This is a genomic window from Streptomyces sp. NPDC058371 (assembly GCF_042723265.1).
In the GTDB taxonomy this organism is placed as follows: domain Bacteria; phylum Actinomycetota; class Actinomycetes; order Streptomycetales; family Streptomycetaceae; genus Streptomyces.
The window spans coordinates 25,201-41,086 of sequence record NZ_JBHXJC010000021.1 but is presented as its reverse complement, the minus strand read 5'-3'; the positions used below and the strand labels follow the sequence as shown (position 1 = coordinate 41,086).

The window sequence follows — 15,886 nt, the reverse complement described above, 5'->3', positions numbered from 1 at the left end:
CCTGCGTCCGGCCACGTGGACACAGGCGGCCGGAGGGCGGTTGTCAGTGGCGGATGCGACCCTGCCGTTATGGATGAGCAGCAATTCATGCGCGGCCGGGTCTACGGCGCCGACCATGACGATCCTGATCCCGGCCCGCAGCCCGGACATGAGTACGCGGAGCTGGTGGGAGGCCCGCTGGACGGTCTCTTGCTGGATGTGACGGACTGGACGGCGGATGAGCGGCGCGAGGGTGCCGCCTTGACGACGGAGATTGGTTCCTACGGCCCGGGCGGCCACGCGCTCTACGGGCCCCGCCCGGGCGACGGGCGCCGCTTCGACTGGCACGGCGACGCTCCTTGAGCCGCCGGGGTTCGGCCCGAGCCGGGCGCCGAAATCCTCGCTGGGGCGTTCGCCTTCCAGGAGGTGCCGGCTGTTCGGCTCGCGGCGGTGCGCGGGTGCACTGGTAAAGGTCCCGCCGTCCGTGACGTAGGGTGGGGACTACCGACGCGGGGTGGAGCAGCTCGGTAGCTCGCTGGGCTCATAACCCAGAGGTCGCAGGTTCAAATCCTGTCCCCGCTACTCGCAACTCAGGGCCCGGCCGTCAATACTGCCGGGCCCTGAGTCATGTCATGAAGCGAGATGCAGGCGCGCGCGGAGCCTTCAACAGCCGGGTGTCCGGGCCCACTTCGCTCACTGCCGCCACGCACACCGTGCTGAATTCGACGTAACGGAGCTCGGCCGCCGGAATGCCGGAATCGACCCGGAACCCCCATGGATTCAGTGAGAAGAACCTGTCGAATTCCATGAGGAAGCCTTGGGTTCGCTGTGAGACGACGGAGACCCCTTGCCCGTGTTCACGGTGATCGACTACACATTGATTGAGCAGTCCGGAGTCGGCACACGATCAGAACCAGGGAATGCATTGATGAGGCGATGACTTCGTTCCGGTGTCACCTCGGCTCTCATCGCAAGCCCACACCCAGATCGCTCTGACCCCTGCTTCAGCAACGTCACCTCGTGGCGAATGCACCCACTGGGAATTCCAGCCGCCTACGACCGCTACGGACGCTTCCGCGTACGGCGATCTCCTGGACCCTTCCGATTCCGACTTCTGGAGGCGTACATGTACCGTCACCGCCGTGCCACGCTGATGAGCGCCGTCGCCGTTGCCGTACTCGCGACCACGCAGGGGATCGCGCCTGCCTTTGCCGCCACCGCCCCGCTGACCCACGCGCGGGAGGCCGCCCACTTCGACATCGACAAAATGCAGCAGCCGGAGAACATCACGCTGGAGCCGAGCGGCGCGGCCGACGTGACCTTCACCAAGGCCAGGCAGGTTGCCCGCGTCACCCCGGACGGCCGCACGACGATTCTGGCGACGCTGCCCGCCCCCGCCTCGGGCACCGCCACGCTTTCGGGCATCGTGCGCGCCGCCGACGGCACGCTCTACGTCAACTACAACGCCGGCAGCCTGTCCGGGGTCTGGCGCGTCAGCCCGGGAGGCACGGCTGAGCAGGTGGCCGCTCTGCCCGAGGCGAAGGTCGTCAACGGCCTGGCGCTGGACGAGCGTCACGACACCCTTTACGTGACCGACTCCTCCAGTGGCACGGTGTGGAAGGTGTCGCCGAGGACCGGCGAGGCCTCCCTGTGGGCGAGCGGCGAGGCCCTTCAGCCGTCCACCGGCGCGTATTCCTCCGGGTTCGGTGCGAACGGGATCAAGGTCCACGACGACGCGGTCTGGGTGAGCAACACCGACAAGGGCACCTTGCTGCGCATCCCGATCGCCGCGGACGGCAGCGCGGGTGCCGTCACGACGCAGGCCGAGGGCGTGACGAGCATCGACGACTTCACCTTCGTCGGAAAGGGCGACACGGTCCTCGCGGCGCAGAACTTCGTGAACTCCGTCGCCCTGGTACACCCCGACGGCACCCACGAGACGGTACTCACCGCCGAGGACGGCCTCTCCAACCCCACCTCCGTCGCCGTACGAGGGAACACCGCATACGTGACGAGCGGCGCCTACTTCACCCACGACGACCCCAACCTGCTGCTCGCCCACATCAACCACTGATCGCGACCCGGAGCACGCCCGCGCCCGATACGCCTGCCGATTTCGATCGGTGGGCGTATCGGCGACGGTTGCCTTCCCACCGGACGGCAGGGTCACCTGCCGGGTGGCTGGGGCCGCCGACTGTGTCTCTGCGGCTCCGAGAGCGGTGGTTCACAGGGTGCGCAGCCAGTCGGTCAGACGGATGTAGTCCGCGTCGGTGAGGCCGCGACGAGGATCGACACGATGGAGCAGGGCGTGCCGACCGTGCCGAGCGGCCACCCAGGCTCGATCCCTGTCCGTGATCTCATCGTCGACCCAGACGAACGCACGCCCGGCCGCCCGGCCGACAAGCGCACGCGTCTTCCAGTGCAAGCCCGATCGGACATCGCGTTCGTCGTCCTCGGACGGCTCCGGCCACTCCACAACGGGCAGCTGCGGCAGGCCGAGTCGCGGTGCGATGCACTCGTTCGCCTCTTCCGCCCAAGTCGTCGCCCAGACCAAGTCACATGAGAGTGCCGTCAACCTCGGCCCGTGCGCGGGATCGAGCCGCGCCAGCAGCGGATTCGCATCAGCTTGCGAGTGATCGAGGGCCGTGGGGAACGTCGGATACCCATCCGCTCGGTGCTGAGGCGATGCCCCGAAGGGGATGAGCGGCCCGTCTACGTCGAGGAAGAGCAGCGGCCGCTGCGATGGATCAGGCATCGTCGCAAGATAGCGGCTGCCCGTGGCGAGGGTTTGGGCGCCTGCCTCCCGGTTGCCTTGCGGTGCGAATCGCGCGGCCCGTCAACGGAATCCACGTCCGGCTGCGAGCCGGTCGCTTGCTTCGCGACAGGGATGCCGGCAAATCATTTGCCGATCAGGTATCCCGTTGACAGGCTGAGAACATGAGTTCTGAGCACGACGCCGTTCCCGGTTCCTCTTCCGCGCCCCGGGATTCGGACTGGGTGATCACGCCCATCACGGCGGACCTTCTGCGTGGAATGGCCGACTTGGAGCGGACCGAGCACGGTGCGCTGCCCCACCGGCTGCCCGCCCGGGCCCGTGCGCAGTGCGCCGACGCGCAGTTGGCGCGGGTGGAGTCGCAGCCGTCGGGCGTACGGCTGGTGTTCCGTACCCGAGGCACCACCATCGAGCTCGACACGCTCCGCACCAAGATGGCCTACGAGGGTGTCCCGCCCCGCCCGGACGGCGTGTACGACCTGCTTGTCGACGGCAGCCTGGCGGGACAGGCGAGCACGACCGGGGGCAATGTCCTGCTGACCGACCTCACCACCGGAGCCGCGGAAACCCGGCCCGGCCCGGTCGGCACCGTGCGGTTCTCGGGCCTGCCCGACTCCGCCAAGGTCGTCGAGATCTGGCTGCCGCACAACGAGATCACCCAGCTGGCCGCCCTGCGGACCGACGCCCCGGTCGAGACCGTGCCGGGCGGAGATCGCCCGGTGTGGCTGCACCACGGCAGCTCGATCAGTCACGGCTCCGACGCCGCAAGCCCCACCACGACCTGGCCGGCACTGGCCGCCTCCCTCGGCGGTGTGGAGCTGATCAACCTCGGTCTGGGCGGCTGCGCCCTGCTCGACCCGTTCACTGCTCGGGCCATGCGTGACACCGCCGCGGACCTGATCAGCGTCAAGATCGGTATCAACGTGGTCAACACCGACCTGATGCGTCTGCGCGCCTTCGGCCCCGCGGTGCACGGCTTCCTCGACACCATCCGAGAGGGCCACCCCACCGCCCCGCTCCTGGTGGTGTCGTCGATCCTGTGCCCCATCCACGAGGACACACCTGGCCCCAGCGCCCCGGATCTCAGCAACGTCAGCGAGGGGAAGCTCGAATTCCTGGCCATGGGAGACCCCGCGGAGCGCGCCCGCGGCAAGCTGACGCTGAATGTCATCCGGGACGAACTGGCCCGCATCGTGAAGCAGCGCTCCGCCGACGACCCGAACCTGCACTACCTCGACGGTCGTGAGCTCTACGGCGAGGCGGACTTCGCCGAGCTGCCGCTGCCCGATCAGATCCACCCGGACGCCGCCACGCACCGCCGCATCGGCGAACGCTTCGCCAAGCTGGCCTTCGGCACCGGCGGTCCCTTCACCGCGTAGCCGGCTCGGACGCCCGTCTCCCCGCCGGCCCCGAACACCGTTGGGACTGGAGGAGAAACGCGTCGGCGACGGTCGTGCCCCGCGCAGAGCAGACGGTTCTTGTCCGGCGTACACGCCGAACGCGCTGGGCCGCTCGTGGAGTGAGGGTGGCTGTCAGCGTCCCTGAGCGAGGGCCGTACCCACGTCAGAACTCGCGGTCGATGCCGGTGACGGCGGCCTGCCCGAGCGGGGCGTCGTTCTCCGTCAAACCACTGTCCCGCAGGGCGCCGGAGACGAGCCGTACCGCTTCGGCCTCGGCACTCTTCTGGTCCGCGGCTTCGACTTCGACCCGGACGGAGAACATGCTGTCCTCGTCGACCGTCAGAAGGTGCAATTCCTCGCTCTCGCCCAGTTCGGTGTTCTGCGGATCCTGCGGACGCAGCCGGCGCTCCACATCGGACCGCAAGGCATCGGTGATGCCGTGGACGAACGTGCCGGGGACGGTGATGACATACGTGGTCACAGGAACTCCTTTACGCGTACGCCCCCGCCGTGCGAGAGCGTCCAGCTTGCTGGTGATTGCCGTCACTGACCCTGGAGATTCTGGACGAGCATCCAGAGGGCGGCTCCGAGAAACACCGCGCCGGATATCCGCATCACCAGATAGCCCTTGCCCGTCGGTTCCGTGGCGTCGTAATCCCTGACGAACGGACGTTGCAGAGGCCGGTTGGCCCTCCACAGGAGTTGCGGCCGGACAACCTGGACCAGGCCGATGAGCAGGAATACGCACAGTATGGCGGTGACCAATGGATCCTCCCTTACGGGTGTCAGGCGCTGGATGCCTGAGGTGCGGCCGGTTGCGTGAGCGTTCGGCTACCCCACTTCGCGGTGGGCATCCCGTGGACGCCTGATTCCGCCGCCAACCGGTGACGTATCCGGACGTCATCCCGTGCCGCCACATGCTCGCGAGGCGCGCAGGTGAGAAGGGACCGGCACCGCGCGCAGATCCTCCGCACGGACAGTTGGACGCACCAGTGGGCAGCGGGTCGGACTTCCGGCACGGTCGAGACCAGGGGCGGCAACTACGGCGGAGCGCCCTGTGGCCTGCGGAATACAGGAACGGACACCGGCGTTTTCTCCGTAATGGCTAAATCGTCCCCTGAATCCGAATTCTCTCCAGCCGAGCAGGATGCTGTCCGTGCGCGACTGGCGGTCGAGCGTGCCGGTACGAGCGAGCAGATCGCCGCCCTGAAACGTGATTTCGAGGGAATCGTCGAGGCGAATGCTCTCGTGGCGGTCGACGACGAGCACGATCCGGAGGGGTCGAGCACTGCCTTTGAGCGGGCCCATGTCTCCTCGTTGCTGACACAGGCGCGGGAATATCTGGTCGATCTGGACCAGGCACTGGAACGGCTTGAGCAAGGCGTCTATGGGCGATGCGAGGAGTGCGGCGAGCCGATTCCCACGGAACGCCTGGAGGTACGCCCCGCGGCGAGGACGTGCGTGAAATGCGCCGGGATCCGCTCGCGCTGACAGGGGCGGCGATACGCATGCGCCGCCGGAGTCACGGCCGGGCGGTGGGTACCCGCTGAGGCGTGCTGGGGCGGTGCACATACGTGGGTGAGTGCGGGGGCCGTCGTGGCGCCCCGGCACCCGACCGTCGGCCGTACCACCGAGGCCGGGTGAGTGCGGGGGCCGTCGTGGCCCCCTCCGGTACCCGACGTCGGCTGTACGACCGAGGCCGACGACGTGACCGAGCCGGTCAGCGGTTGCACAGCCGAACCAGGTCTGCGGACTCACCTCGTCCTGCCTTCCAAGCGTGGTCTGAGACGGTCATTCGTAAGGAGGAGTGCGGTCGGATCGGGTGACGGCCGTGCGGCTGCTGTGGCTCTCACTCGCACTGTCCGGCTGTTCATCGAGCAGAGAAACTTGAACGGCGGTGGTGGTCTCTGTGAGGGCGCCACCGCCCGGCATCTCGGCCCGGAGACCAGGAGGACCTATGGAGCTGCGTCCCATCAGCGAGTCATGGCATCGCATCGAAAGCTGGCTACGAGATCGCGAACGCATCCGGGAGTTGGCTCCTCCTGCGACCAGTCAGGAGATCGCCCGGGTCGAGGAACGCCTCGGCGTGAACCTCCACCCGGATCACAAGCAGCTCCTACAGGGCCACAATGGCAGCGGCAGTTTCACCCTCCCTCCCTACTACGTAGTCCTCAGCAGCAGCGAGGTCGTAGACGCCTGGCGAATCAAGACGGATGTCTGGGCTGATCACCCCTACTCCCCGTACCGCCCACAGTGGGTGCCCTTCGCTTCCGACCGAGCCGGCGGCGAGCTCTACCTCGATGTCTCCCGGCCCCACGAACGCATCGGCGCTCACGACAGGGAGGGCGCATCCCTCTTGTCGTCGCACTCCATGTGGGCATCGATTCCTTCACTCGTGCACCACACCGCCGACGCGTTGGAATCCGGTCACATGTTGGATCGCTGCCGTCGTCCCGGGGACGACGACTTCCTGCTGTGGGAGGTATTCCCAGACGCAGCCGACAGCTGACCGACCCTGGTGGAGGGTCGACGGGACCAGCCGAGTTGAAAAGGGCCTCCTGCAGACGCCGCTTCCTGGGCGACAGACGGAACACTCAACCCGCTTTGCGCTCAGGCCTCCTGAGGGGCGGGCCTCATCACGTCAGCCGTTGCTGAGGTTCTTGACGGGAAGGTTCTGGCTTGCGCCCGCGAGATAGTAGTCGTTGGGGGCCGAGAAGATCACGAATTCGTTGTCGTAGTCCCTGATCCTGCTGCTGACGGTGAAGTTGCCCCGGGCGTCCGTGATGGTCTGCGCGTTGTAGGAGCTTTCGAAATACGTACGCAGGAGCACTCGGGTGCCGGCGACCGGGCCCCCTCCGGCGGGCCAGGTGACCTTGCCCGACACGACGAGGGTGTCGCCCGCACGCACCTTGGTCTTGTTCACCTTGTAGCTGATCGTGCCGCCGACGGGCTGCGTGGCGACGGTGGTCTCGGCGAAGAGGATGTCCTGGTTCGTGGGGTCTTCCTGGGGGTCGTAGGAGGCGTAGAACTGCACCTGGTTCAGGGGAGTGACGAAGGTGCTGTTCCGGGTCAGCCAGCGGTCCGCCGAGACGCCGTCGAGAGTGAACTGCCCATCGCTGTCGGTACGGACGGTGCCGAGGCTGCGGCTCTCGCGCTCGATCGGGTCGATCGGATCACCCCACGGGTTCCACGTCCTGTAGAGCACGGCCTCGTCGACCGGGACCGTGGCGTCGGCGACCGGCGAGCCGTCGGCGCGGCTCAGCGTGCCGGACAGATTGACCGTTCGGTGGCCGAAGTCGGTGGTGCCGGGATTGCTGGACAAGGTCAGTTGGTAGGGCGCCGGCGCGGAGGTGTTGGACGCGGCGGTGCCTCCGGCAGGTGCGGCCTGTTCGGCTGCGGCGGGCAGCGTGAGGGCCGCGGTGGTGGCGAGGGCGAGCAGGGCGGACGCGGTCAGGCGAGCCGCCAGTGGACGTAGGCGCACGTGAACTCCATGGTTTGATCCGGTCGTCGTTCGGAAGGCGTTGCCGCCGGTCGTGCCGGGGGGTTGGACACCCCGACCGGCACCCGTGGTTGTAGCGGCGCCCAGGAATGCACGGCGTGTACACGGGGGGTTCGGGCGCAGGACATCTGCTGGTCCGGCGGGCGGATTGGCGCCGGGCTCTCCTGGACGCCGGGCAACGTGGCCCGTCTGCCCGTCTGCCCGTCTGCCGTCTGGCGCAGCGAAGTCGGAGATTCAGTCGGTATTCCTCACGAGAAATCCGACCTCGCGCGAGATGGATTCCTGTGTGGAAACGGAAGGGGCACGGATGCCCGACAGCAGACCCCTCGAATCCGTGAAATCTTTGAAAATGCCGTCGACAAAAGGGAGTTGCGGGCGCGTGGTTACGGTATTATGGGGAAGTGCACGCCAATGAAGTGGAAAGGGTCCGGGTGAATGGCTGACAGAACACGCGACTTCGGTCAGTATGGAGCCCGCGGTATCAAGGGCAGTGAGGCTGTGGCCCGTCAGCTCGACAGGCTCGCCGGGTACGTCGCGACTCCCGTCACCGCCCGCCGCGGTCTCTTGGCCCGGTTGCACTACCTCACCCGTACCGACCATGCCCGACAGGCCGCGCGGGAAGCCGGTCTGACCGTCACCGACCGTACGTTCAAGGCCTGGCTGGACGACAAGCGCCGCCCCTCCAGGAAGAATCTGGAGCGCATCGAGACCGCTTATCGCGCCGTGCGCCGGCACAACGTCGCTCGCTATCTGAGTGGACGACTGAACGCGGCAGGTCGCGGTACGCGCGTGGAAATCCACCCGGTCAACCAGTCCCAGGTGCCCCGCCCGCGCCAGCGCGTCGTCGAATACCGCGCTCTCAACGTCCGTCACTGGGACGCCCTCGTGAACGCCTGGGCCGTCGCGGATGCCCAGGCTCTGGACGACGCCTGGGTCGAGCAGATCGTGGACCTCGGTTCCCAGTGGGGTCAGTACGAGTATGTGACCAACGTGGGCTTCGCCGCCTGAACGCGGAGGGGCCGGCGTATCCGGCCGGCCCCTGACCGCAAGATGCCTCCCCGGCGCCCGCGGTCGGCGGCTGACGATAGGCGTGGTGGGTTGTCGTGAGGTCGGCGCGGTCATCGATGGTGTCCCGCACTACTTCGAGGGTGTGTCGGTATCTGTGGGGGCTCATTTCGAAGGGACTTGGGGAGTCGTCTCGCAGGGTCCGCCACGATGTCACCGAGTCTGATGTCGTGCCGTTGCCGCCAGTCGTGATCGCAAGGCCGCGGTGTAGCTGTCGTCCTCTGTATGCGCGGCGCTTGTTTTCGCCAGCTGTCGTCAGGCAGTACTCCGATGGGCCGAACAGGAGGAGACTGGGACATGCGAGGAAGGCGGTCTGATGGCGGCCGATGCCGCAAGGGGCATGTCGTCCGAGGAAGTCCAACGCCGAGCCGCTGAGGAGACTTGGCGGCAGTCCGCGGCAGGAAGCACTGCCGGGCCAGGGTCTGGTGGAGCAGTTCGTGGGGAGTGCCGACCTCATCGGGCTCGGCGCGACGGGGACAGCGTCGCCAGAACTCGGCCCGTGCCGGGAGCCGTGAAGGATGCGGACCGGGCTGTCGGCGGGATCACGGGCGGGCAGCTGAAGGGCATGCCCGTGGTGCTGGTGCAGAAGTCGTCAACGGCCGCCGCCGGATGCGGGCGAGCACCGGCGGCGGCCGCGAGGTGCGAGAACGGCGCAGGCTCCCCTCACATCGCCGCCTCGCACTGACCGTCCTCACCACCCCCGGGGTGCACGGGAGTTCATCCCGGGCTCGAACAGGCTGGGGAGGACGAAGGGCTGGAGCTGCGTTGTCGGCGATGCGGCTCCAGCCGCTCACAGTGGTCGGATTTCACTGCGGCCCGGGGGCTGGGGGCCCAAAAGATATGCGGGCCGGCGTCCGTCGCCGACCGTAGTCGGCAGAAGGGCGAGGACCCTGCTCGGAGCATAGACCGGCGGGGGCCGGACCGACACCACGCGATTCGGACGACCGCGGCTGCGTGAGCCCCTGGGCAGCGGCAGAAGGGGCGTGTTGGGCGGCTGCGCGCTCGAGTGACGCTCAACGGCTCGTGGAATGTGGCCAGTTCGCGCATCGACTCTCCGTCGTTTGTCGACTGAAGCTCTCCACGGATCGCCGCGGCGGCCAGCGCCCATGTGTCGTGCCCCGTACCTCGGTGAGATGGAGATCGGTGCGGCGCTGTCCACACCGCGCGCAGACACGGGCGTAGCCGGAGCCGTACATCTCCCTTTCGAGCCCAACGGCCGCGACGGGACTGCGCGTCCTCGACACGGAGGACGTGAAGAGGTTCCGTGAACTCCTCGATCCCACGGTCGAGTTGTCCCGCACCCGCACCCGCACCCGTCCGTCCGACAGCGATGCGCCGCACATAAGGCGGGACGTGTTCTTCGACCTGGCCAACACGTCTCGCTCCGAAAGGCGCACGCCCGCCGGGAAATGAGCTGTCCTCGGTGGACAACTCGACGTCCTGGGCGCGGACGTCGGGAGTGCCCAGTCCGGTGATCACGCTGGTCGGGTAGGGCATTCCGGCCCCATCCGGACGCCAGTGAGGCCGACTTGTCACTCCCAGGTGATCGTGGCCGTCGGTTCCGGCCGAGGTCGTTTCATTTCGATCACCTGAGCGGACCAGAGGAAGATGCGCCCGCTATGTGGAGTCTGGCCAGGTAGATCGTCTGCCGGTTCGCTTCCGCAGCCGGTTGTGGACGCCTCGCTGGTTGCCGTACTTCTCGGGGAGGTGGACCCACTGCGTTCCCGTCCAAAACGTCCAGGCGGTTGCGTCGATCACCTCTCGGTGGTCCCTCCACCGGCCACCCGGCCTCGGTGTCCGATCTGGGAGCAGCGGCTCGATTCGCGCCCACTGCGCGCCAGTCAACGGCACACACGGAGCAGCGACCGGCGGGGGTTGGAACGGCGCCGCTCGTCAGGCGGTCGGTCCAGCGCGGAGCCGCCGTACGTCCCGCACGAGCGTGCAGAGGGCGCTGAGGAAGATCACAGCTCCAGCCCCGATCCAGAGGGCCGACGCCCCGGAGCGGTACTCACGAACGCCGAGAATCAGCAGTGTCGTGCTGGCAAGGATGCCGAAGGCCGAGGTCAGAGCGCTGATGCGGTGAGTCACACAGACATCGTCAACGACAACCTCGGCCGGCGAAAGTGATCCGAACGAACCTGCCTAGTCGAGGCGCTCGATGTAGGCCACGTTCTCCTTGTCCTCGGCGGTCTGGCCGGCCTCGGCGGCGAACCACGCGTCGAGGATCTCCTTCAGTAACGGCTCCGACGTCAGGCGCAGGCTGAGGGCCAGCACATTGGCGTCGTTCCAGCGCCGTGCCCCGTCCGCCGTGTAGGCGTCCGTACACAGAGCCGCTCGTACGCCCGGGACCTTGTTGGCGGCGATCGACGCGCCGGTGCCGGTCCAGCAGCACACGATCGCCTGGTCCGCCGTCCCGCCGGCGACATCGCGGGCCGCCGACGCCGAGCACGGCGCCCACTGGCTGTCGTCCCCGGGCTTCAAAGCCCCGTGTGTCATGACCTCGTGACCGCGACTGCGCAGCTCCGCGAGGAGGGAGCGGGCCACGGGTTCGTCCATGTCCGAGGAAACGGAGATCCGCATGGCTCGGACCCTACTCAGTGGACGCGGTGAATGTCCCCGATCCCGTGGCACGGGCAGTCAAGGTCGGCGGGCTCGTGGCACGGGCATTCCCGGTCGGCGGCTCGTGCGGCTACTGCCGGTCGGCAGACCCGGATTCCGATGCCGGCGCCTTGTCTCACGCGACGGCTCCGGATGCCGGCGCCTCGTCTCGCCCGGCGGCTCCGGACAGGCTGCCGCTGGTCGCGGCGTGCGAGCGGTCGCCGCTGCCCGGGCCGGGACCCCGCGGACAGCGAGATCAGTGACCCGTGGGCTCGAAGTCGAGCGGAAACGTGACGACCAGTGAAGTTCCGTTGCCCGTCGGGCTGTCGATCCTGATGGTTCCGCCGAGCGCCTCGACCCGGTCCCGCAGGCCGACGAGTCCCGAGCCGCGCCCGGAGTCCGCGCCGCCCACGCCGTCGTCACGGATCGACAGGACGAGGCCGGCGTCGCGCAGCGCGAGGGACACCGCGATGTGCGACGCCCGCGCGTGCTTCGTCGCGTTGGCCAGGGCCTCCGACGCGACGAAGTACGTCGCGACCTCGATCGGCTCGGGGAGCCGCGAGTCGGTCTTTACATCGAGCTCCACGGGAATCGCCGAACGGCGCGCGAGGGTGCGCAGCGCCGGGCCGACACCGCCTGCGGAAAGGATCGCGGGGTGGATGCCGCGTGAGATCTCCTGGAGGTCCTCGACCGCGCCGGTCAGACCCGTCGCCACCCGGGCCAGCGCGGCACGGAGTTCGCTGCTCTCGGGCGGGACATTCGCCTCCTCGGCACGCACCGTGAGGACGAGGGAGACCAGCTGCTGCTGTGTGCCGTCGTGCAGGTCCCTCTCGATCCTGCGGCGAGCCTCGTCGGACGCCGCGACGATCCGCCTGCGTGAGGCGGCGAGTTCCGCACGGCTGTCCGCGTTGGCGATCGCGGTGGCCAGGAGTTCCGTGAAGTCGGCCAGGCGCTGCTCGGCGTCGGCCGGGAACCGCTCTTGGTCTGTTCCGGCGCCGATCGATCCCCAGAGAGACCCACCGACCATGATCGGGACCGCCACGACACAGCCGGTCCCCAGTTGCCCCCTCCGGCCGACGCCGTCCAAGGTGCGACGGTCGCCGTCCACGCGGGCCGACCGGCCGGTGCGCGCCACCTCGGTGAGGGCGAGCTCGGACGCGAGCGACACGCGGCTGCCCACCGGGAGTTCGTCGCTCGCGGTCCCGCTGCTGGCCACGACGGTCATCATGCCGTCCGGCTCCAGGCGCCCGATCGCGGTGGCCCGGGCGTCGAGCAGGCGCTCTCCCTCCTCCGCGACGGCCGAGAAGACCTCCGCCGACGAAACGCCCCGCGCCACGAGCGTTGCCGCCCGCCGCAGTGCCGCCTGCTCGCCGGCGAGCCGTCGCAGCTCCCTCTCGGTGTGCCGGCGCTCCGTCACGTCCCGTGCCACGCCGTAGATGGACCTCTCCGCGATGCCGGGGGCCGACGTCCACTCGAGCACGCGGTACGACCCGTCCTTGCGCATGTACCGCGTCTCGAACGACGTGACCTTCATGCCCTGGCGGATCCGCTCGGTGAGCGCGGCCGTCCTCTCCCGGTCGTCGGGATGGACGAGTTCGAGGAAGGGCCGGGCCAGGAACTCCTCCGCCGTGTAGCCCAGGATCTGTTCGACGGCCGGATTGACGCGTGTGGGGCGCCCTTCGAAGTCGGCCACCGCGATCAGGTCGGAGGAGAGTCGGAATATGCGGTCCAGTTCGTCCTGCGCTCTCGCCCGCCGTGCCCCGTTGACTCCGAGCACTCCGGCGAGGGCGGCGAGGACGAGACCGGCGGCGAGGATGATCCATTGCAGGAACGCCGCGGCGCCGTGGACCGATTCCTGGGGCACGGCGACCTCGAACCGCTGCCCCGCTTCCGTGAATGTGGTGTGGACGGCCCTGGCGCCTTGGAGCTCGCCCGTGGAGCTGCGGCCGACGGTGAGCCGCATCGGAGTCGGGTCCGTCGCCGCGGTGCGCAGTGAGAGTTCCGACATGAACAGCACAACGAACCCCGGTTCCACGACGTCCCCGACCAGGCGTGGTGCGGCCCGGATGAGGAAGAGCCCTTGCGTGCCGTCTCTCTGTGTTGCCAGCGGTGTCGCGCGCGCGTTGCGTGACGTCCGCGCACGGCGCACGGCCGCCGCGACACCGGTTTCGTCGCCCAGGTCCATTCCGGGCACCGCCACGGGGGAAATGCCGGAGACGAGCGTCGCGGGCAGGTAGGAGGACCGTGATCCGACGGGCACGATCCTCAGTTGCCGGTCGCGCGTGACGATGGGGTGCCCGATCCGTTGTTCGTACGCTGTACGACGGCCTGCGGGAACCTGCTCGACCCACGCGGCGGCGGGGAAGCCCGCCGGACTGAGCCACCTCGACGCGTTGCTCTCGAACTCCCCGCTCGTGACCTGGGTCCCCGCGTCGCTCGCCAGGAACCGGCGCAGGCTCTCGGCCAGCGACGACCCCTGGACGACGCGTTCGCGGATCTGCGCCGCGGCCAGGTCGGCGCGGTGCATGGAACTGCGTCGCGCGTCGCGCTCACCGAGCAGACGAGCGCCGAAGAATCCGGCAACGGTCAACGCGAGGACCATCGCCACCGTCAGAACCTGCCGAGGCCGCATGCTCACTCCGCTCGCGAACGAGACAATCCTCCTCCTTCACCGTCGCCGGAGGAAGACGCGTTCTTGACGTCGAAGCACGACGCGCTAGCGTGACGGCATCGGTCAAGACGGGCCGGGGAGTGAGGAATTGGCGGTCTCGACGGTTCTCTCGACCGAGGATGCCCGCCGGAGGCCGACCGGCTTCCGCGCGGCAGGACGCCCACGCGCCGAAGCCTCTCCCGTCCGGAGGGGCACCGTCCTCAGTGCCCGGGTCAGGAAGGCCGATGACGGACCAGCCCAGTGACCCTCCCACCGGCCGCGACCGCCCTCCGGTGTCCCGCAGGTCGTTCCTGGGGGGCGCGGCAGCGGTGGCAGGGCTGCCCTTGGCGGGATCGCTGGCGGTGGCCTGCGGCGGACAGGCCGCGTCGGGCAAGCGGTTGGTCGTCGCGGCGGCCACGACGCCGCCCAGCCTCGACTGGGAACTCGTCTTCGGCAAAGAGGTGTACGACCACGTCTTCAACCTCAACGACCGGCTGACCCGCTGGAAGGAGATCCCGGCCCCCGGCGAGCCGGGCGGCTACGACCTCGCGTGGCAGGCCGAGAACTTCCAGGACATCACCGAACCGCGCATGGCCGAGGGGTGGGAGGTCACCAACGGCGGCCGGACGTACACGTTCTCGCTGCGGAAGGGCTGGCCGAGCCACGCGGGGAACGAGTTCACCGCCGCGGACGTGAAGTGGACGTTCGACCGGAGCTTCGCCGTCCACGGCATCACCAGCTTCTACAACACCCTCGCCATGATCGAACGGCCCGACGACGTGCGGGTCCTCGACCGGTACACGGTCCGTATCGACCTGGCGGAGCCGGGGCCGGATCTGCTGCTCACGATGAGCGAGTTCTGGCGGGCGATGGTCGACTCCGCGGTGGCGAAGAGGCACGCGACCCCGACCGATCCCTGGGCCAAGCGGTGGCTGAAGAACCACGACGCGGGCTTCGGTCCGTTCAGGCTCGCCGAGCTCAGCCCCGGCCGGCAGGTCGTCTGGGTGGCCCACAAGGAGCACCCCTTCCCGCCCAGGCTGGAGCGGATCACCTTCCGGCAGGTGCCGAAGTCGTCCCGGCGGCTCCACGCACTGATGACCGGCGAGGCGCAGATCGCCCAGTACCTGTTGCCCGAGGACATGCAACAGGTGCAGAACAGCGCCGACCTGCACCTGTGGAACTTCCAGGGCTACGTCATCCACTCGAGCCCCATGAACCCCAAGTTCCCGCCCCTCGACGACGTCCGGGTGCGGCAGGCGCTGTCGTACGCGACGCCGTACGACCGGATCATCGAGCAGGTCTACCGCGGCTTCGCCGGGCCGGCCCACGGCCCCGTCTCGGACCACGCGGCCGGGTTCGACCCCTACTTCCGTCCGTACACCTACGACCCCGAGCGGGCGCGCGCGTTGCTGCGGGACGCCGGACACGGCAAGGGGTTCCGGACGACCCTGGCCTACAGCACCGCCGAGCCGCTCGGTCAACCCGTCGGCGCCGCGCTCAGGAGCGCCTTCGAGGACGTCGGGGTGACGCTCGATCTGGAGGCGCTCCCGCCGACGACGTACACGCATGCCCTGTTCCATGGCGAGCGGCCGATGTTCTTCCAGAGTTTCGGGGCCGATTCGCCCGATCCCGCCTACGCGTTGGGCGTCTTCTACCAGTCGAAGAGCTCCAACAACTGGGGCGGATACCGCAGTGCCGCGGCCGATGCCTGTCTGGCCCGGGCCGGGCGTCCGCAACTCACCTGGGACCAGCGGCTGGAGGCCTACAAGCGGTGCACCGGCATCATCGCGAAGGACGCTCCCTGGCTCTGGATCGCGCAGCCCGGATTCCAGGTGGGCGCGCGGAGGAACGTGACAGGGATCAACTGGTACGCCGGTGAAGCCGTCGACTGGTCCAAGGTCGGTTATGTGAGTTGAGTCCCG

The 15,886-nt window shown here is 68.6% G+C and carries 16 protein-coding genes and 1 tRNA gene; 8 read left to right on the top strand and 9 right to left on the bottom strand.

All coding sequences use genetic code 11. The annotated features are described in order from the left end of the window. The first annotated feature begins 69 nt into the window (after positions 1 to 69). Together ACFWM2_RS37505 and ACFWM2_RS37500 are read left to right on the top strand one after the other, a co-directional pair. On the top strand, positions 70 to 342 hold the full coding sequence (locus tag ACFWM2_RS37505; RefSeq protein ID WP_383289870.1) for a hypothetical protein: 273 nt from the start codon (positions 70 to 72) through the stop codon (positions 340 to 342). A gap of 145 nt (positions 343 to 487) precedes the next feature. Next, positions 488 to 561 (top strand) — tRNA-Met (locus ACFWM2_RS37500). Positions 562 to 604: 43 nt separating this feature from the next. Here ACFWM2_RS37500 and ACFWM2_RS37495 read toward each other — a convergent pair. Beyond that, positions 605 to 787 (bottom strand): hypothetical protein, encoded by a 183-nt coding sequence (locus ACFWM2_RS37495; protein WP_383289867.1) that lies wholly within the window; start codon positions 785 to 787, stop codon positions 605 to 607. A gap of 318 nt (positions 788 to 1,105) precedes the next feature. Between ACFWM2_RS37495 and ACFWM2_RS37490 the strand changes: the two genes are divergently transcribed. Continuing rightward, positions 1,106 to 2,053 carry an SMP-30/gluconolactonase/LRE family protein gene (locus tag ACFWM2_RS37490; RefSeq protein ID WP_383289864.1) on the top strand — a complete coding sequence of 316 codons (948 nt, stop codon included), beginning with the start codon at positions 1,106 to 1,108 and terminating at the stop codon, positions 2,051 to 2,053. A 150-nt stretch (positions 2,054 to 2,203) separates the two neighbouring features. Here the strand turns inward: ACFWM2_RS37490 and ACFWM2_RS37485 are convergent, their stop codons facing one another. Then, positions 2,204 to 2,734 carry an HAD domain-containing protein gene (locus ACFWM2_RS37485; RefSeq protein ID WP_383289861.1) on the bottom strand — a complete coding sequence of 177 codons (531 nt, stop codon included), beginning with the start codon at positions 2,732 to 2,734 and terminating at the stop codon, positions 2,204 to 2,206. 182 nt (positions 2,735 to 2,916) lie between these two features. On the opposite strand from ACFWM2_RS37485, the gene ACFWM2_RS37480 reads away from it, so the two are divergent. Continuing rightward, on the top strand, positions 2,917 to 4,131 hold the full coding sequence (locus ACFWM2_RS37480) for a GDSL-type esterase/lipase family protein (protein ID WP_383289858.1): 1,215 nt from the start codon (positions 2,917 to 2,919) through the stop codon (positions 4,129 to 4,131). A 184-nt stretch (positions 4,132 to 4,315) separates the two neighbouring features. Here ACFWM2_RS37480 and ACFWM2_RS37475 read toward each other — a convergent pair whose 3' ends face one another. Next, positions 4,316 to 4,633 (bottom strand): hypothetical protein, encoded by a 318-nt coding sequence (locus ACFWM2_RS37475; RefSeq protein WP_383289855.1) that lies wholly within the window; start codon positions 4,631 to 4,633, stop codon positions 4,316 to 4,318. 62 nt (positions 4,634 to 4,695) lie between these two features. Further along, complete coding sequence (locus ACFWM2_RS37470) at positions 4,696 to 4,917, bottom strand: DUF6199 family natural product biosynthesis protein (protein WP_383289852.1); 222 nt, start codon at positions 4,915 to 4,917, stop codon at positions 4,696 to 4,698. A gap of 336 nt (positions 4,918 to 5,253) precedes the next feature. On the opposite strand from ACFWM2_RS37470, the gene ACFWM2_RS37465 reads away from it, so the two are divergent. Continuing rightward, a complete protein-coding gene (locus ACFWM2_RS37465; RefSeq protein WP_383289849.1) occupies positions 5,254 to 5,643 on the top strand; it encodes a TraR/DksA family transcriptional regulator in 390 nt (129 codons plus the stop codon). Between the two features lie 466 nt (positions 5,644 to 6,109). Then, positions 6,110 to 6,661, top strand: coding sequence for an SMI1/KNR4 family protein (locus ACFWM2_RS37460; RefSeq protein ID WP_383289846.1), 552 nt, complete (start codon positions 6,110 to 6,112; stop codon positions 6,659 to 6,661). 132 nt (positions 6,662 to 6,793) lie between these two features. Here the strand turns inward: ACFWM2_RS37460 and ACFWM2_RS37455 are convergent, their stop codons facing one another. Beyond that, complete coding sequence (locus ACFWM2_RS37455; RefSeq protein WP_383289843.1) at positions 6,794 to 7,633, bottom strand: acyl carrier protein; 840 nt, start codon at positions 7,631 to 7,633, stop codon at positions 6,794 to 6,796. Between the two features lie 453 nt (positions 7,634 to 8,086). Between ACFWM2_RS37455 and ACFWM2_RS37450 the strand changes: the two genes are divergently transcribed. Next, on the top strand, positions 8,087 to 8,659 hold the full coding sequence (locus ACFWM2_RS37450) for a transcriptional regulator (protein WP_383289840.1): 573 nt from the start codon (positions 8,087 to 8,089) through the stop codon (positions 8,657 to 8,659). A gap of 1,674 nt (positions 8,660 to 10,333) precedes the next feature. Here ACFWM2_RS37450 and ACFWM2_RS37445 read toward each other — a convergent pair. From ACFWM2_RS37445 to ACFWM2_RS37430, 4 genes are all read right to left on the bottom strand, one after another. Further along, the gene (locus ACFWM2_RS37445; protein WP_383289837.1) at positions 10,334 to 10,567 is read right to left on the bottom strand and encodes a transposase; all 234 of its coding nucleotides are present in this window, start codon (positions 10,565 to 10,567) and stop codon (positions 10,334 to 10,336) included. A gap of 42 nt (positions 10,568 to 10,609) precedes the next feature. Further along, positions 10,610 to 10,804, bottom strand: coding sequence for a hypothetical protein (locus ACFWM2_RS37440; protein WP_383289834.1), 195 nt, complete (start codon positions 10,802 to 10,804; stop codon positions 10,610 to 10,612). A gap of 54 nt (positions 10,805 to 10,858) precedes the next feature. After that, the gene (locus ACFWM2_RS37435; RefSeq protein ID WP_383289831.1) at positions 10,859 to 11,296 is read right to left on the bottom strand and encodes an RpiB/LacA/LacB family sugar-phosphate isomerase; all 438 of its coding nucleotides are present in this window, start codon (positions 11,294 to 11,296) and stop codon (positions 10,859 to 10,861) included. Positions 11,297 to 11,570: 274 nt separating this feature from the next. Continuing rightward, positions 11,571 to 13,946 carry a PAS domain S-box protein gene (locus ACFWM2_RS37430; protein WP_383289828.1) on the bottom strand — a complete coding sequence of 792 codons (2,376 nt, stop codon included), beginning with the start codon at positions 13,944 to 13,946 and terminating at the stop codon, positions 11,571 to 11,573. 263 nt (positions 13,947 to 14,209) lie between these two features. Here ACFWM2_RS37430 and ACFWM2_RS37425 point away from each other — a divergent pair, with 263 nt between their 5' ends. After that, positions 14,210 to 15,880: an ABC transporter substrate-binding protein gene (locus tag ACFWM2_RS37425; RefSeq protein WP_383289825.1), complete on the top strand. Its 1,671-nt coding sequence runs from the start codon at positions 14,210 to 14,212 to the stop codon at positions 15,878 to 15,880. The last annotated feature ends 6 nt before the right edge of the window (positions 15,881 to 15,886 follow it).